Here is a 1,937-nt window from a genome sequence, read left to right on the forward strand (position 1 = left end):
AGCGGTTCGGCGTCAGGGCGTTACAGGTACTTCACTTCGAACGTGGCGGAACCGTCGATGATGACTTCATCGGTCAAGGTCAAGCCTTTGGTCGGGGCTATGGACGCTGAGATCTCCAGATCCATTTCAACGCTTGTTGCAGGAAGCGGGTCTGTCGTACCCGGCGCACTCACTGCCGTCCATAAGCCAGGACCCAGGTAGCCCCAACCTGCCCAGCTTCCCCCGCCATCTTCCGAATAGATTAGTTCAGCAGGGTTCCCGTCTGCCTGAACGGTGAGGTGGTAGACTTCAAAATTACCCAGTTTTTCTCCCGCATCGGTCAGTCCAAGACCAAAGTATCCTTGGCCGTATACGGTGCCGGCCTTGTTGTCGATACTGTGAATTGCGAAAGCAGTGTTTGCATTACAGGTCACGGTGAACTGCACATATTGGTTTGGCAGACGCGTGTATTGATCTGGATCCGGGTTGAGATCCTTCACAGGGATTTTGCCAAGGTTGATGTTCCCTCCACCGGACAACATCGGCATACAAGCACTCGGCGTGATGCTGCCGGTGACGGTCAATTCAGTACTCGAAGCCGCCAGTGCGAAAGGTGCAACGGCGATCAGTGCCGTGGCGGTCAGTGCTGCCAGATAATTTTTCATTGTTGGATGCTCATTTATCAATCAAGAGGTTTCGCCAGTCGACACTGAACCGCCCGCGCCTGAGAACGCTGCGAGCGGTTCAGCGTCAGGGCGTTAGAGGTACTTCACTTCAAATGTCGCGGAGCCATCAATCGTGATCTCCTCGGTCGCCGGCAGGTTTTCCGCAGGGGTGATCCAGGTGCGGACCATGAGATTCATCTGGAGGTTTTCCACGGGGATCGGTTCAAGCGTGCCGAGTGCGGCAGTCGATGTGAGCATGGCTGGAAACAGGCCGGGGGTAGCGGTCCAGCCTGTGCCGTCAACCGATTGAATGGCTCTCGCGCTCACGCCGTCTGCCGTGACGCGAGTGATCGCGGGCGTGAAGCCGCCCAGCTTTATGTCATCGCCGACCAGCCCCAGACCGTAACCACTGCCATTCCACGATGTGCCCGGGTTGTTATCGATGGCGTTAATAGCAAACAACGCCGGCGCATCACAGGCTACGGCCAACTCCAATGGCGTAGCGTTTACCAGCGTGAAGGTGGTTGGATTCAGATCCTTCATCTGCAGGTCGCCGACATCGATTATTCCGCCAGAGGACAAGCTCATTTCACAAGCACTCGGTGTAATGAAACCGGTGACAGTCAGTTCAGTGCTTGATGCCGCCAGTGCAAACGGCGCAACGCTGATCAATGCGGTAGCGGAGATTGCTGCAAGGTACTTTTTCATTTTTGTTTCTCACTTCCAGGGTTGTGACCTGACTGGCCCGGGGTGCTTGAGTGCACCGCGGATTCGTCAGGGTCGGGTTGGGTGTTACAGGTAAATAATCTCGATCGTTCCCGCGCCATCCAGGTCGATGGCGCTGCTCAAATCCAGGTTGTTGGTGGGCGCAATGACCGCCTCGACGGTCACGGTGGTACTGAGGTTCTGGATCAGTACCGGGCCGGCGTTGCTGCCGGCGCTGTCGGTGAAGCTCAGGTAGCTGTTCTGGCCAATGGGGATCGGGCTGTTGCTGGACGTACTCCAGGCCGCACCGGCGGTGGTGGAGTCGGTTCGATAGAGGCGGCCGAAGCTGTCGGCACTGGCGTCGGCCGGGTCGATATTCAGCGAGTACAGGCCGATTTTGTTGTTGCGGCTGTCCGTGCCGAGGCCGTAGTAAATCTCGCTGTTGACCGTCGCCGTGCCAGCGCGGTTGTCATGCATGACCAGAGCGAATGAAGCCGGCGCATCGCAGCCCACGGTCAACATCAACGACTTGGGCGGCAGGCGGGTGCTCTTGTCTGCGTTGAGGTCGCTTTTCGACAGCGTGCCGAA

General features: G+C 57.5%; 3 protein-coding genes. All 3 read right to left on the reverse strand.

What is annotated here, in order from left to right; genetic code table 11:
- Window positions 1-20: 20 nt before the first annotated feature.
- Complete coding sequence (locus tag F8N62_RS31280; RefSeq protein ID WP_150714196.1) at window positions 21-644, reverse strand: DUF1120 domain-containing protein; 624 nt, start codon at window positions 642-644, stop codon at window positions 21-23.
- Window positions 645-737: 93 nt separating this feature from the next.
- Window positions 738-1,352 carry a DUF1120 domain-containing protein gene (locus F8N62_RS31285; protein WP_150713879.1) on the reverse strand — a complete coding sequence of 205 codons (615 nt, stop codon included), beginning with the start codon at window positions 1,350-1,352 and terminating at the stop codon, window positions 738-740.
- A gap of 84 nt (window positions 1,353-1,436) precedes the next feature.
- A partial coding sequence (locus tag F8N62_RS31290; protein WP_150714197.1) for a DUF1120 domain-containing protein occupies window positions 1,437-1,937 on the reverse strand: 501 nt, incomplete at its 5' end.

The sequence above is a fragment of the Pseudomonas fluorescens genome (assembly GCF_902497785.1).
GTDB classification, from domain to species: Bacteria; Pseudomonadota; Gammaproteobacteria; order Pseudomonadales; family Pseudomonadaceae; genus Aquipseudomonas; species Aquipseudomonas fluorescens_BO.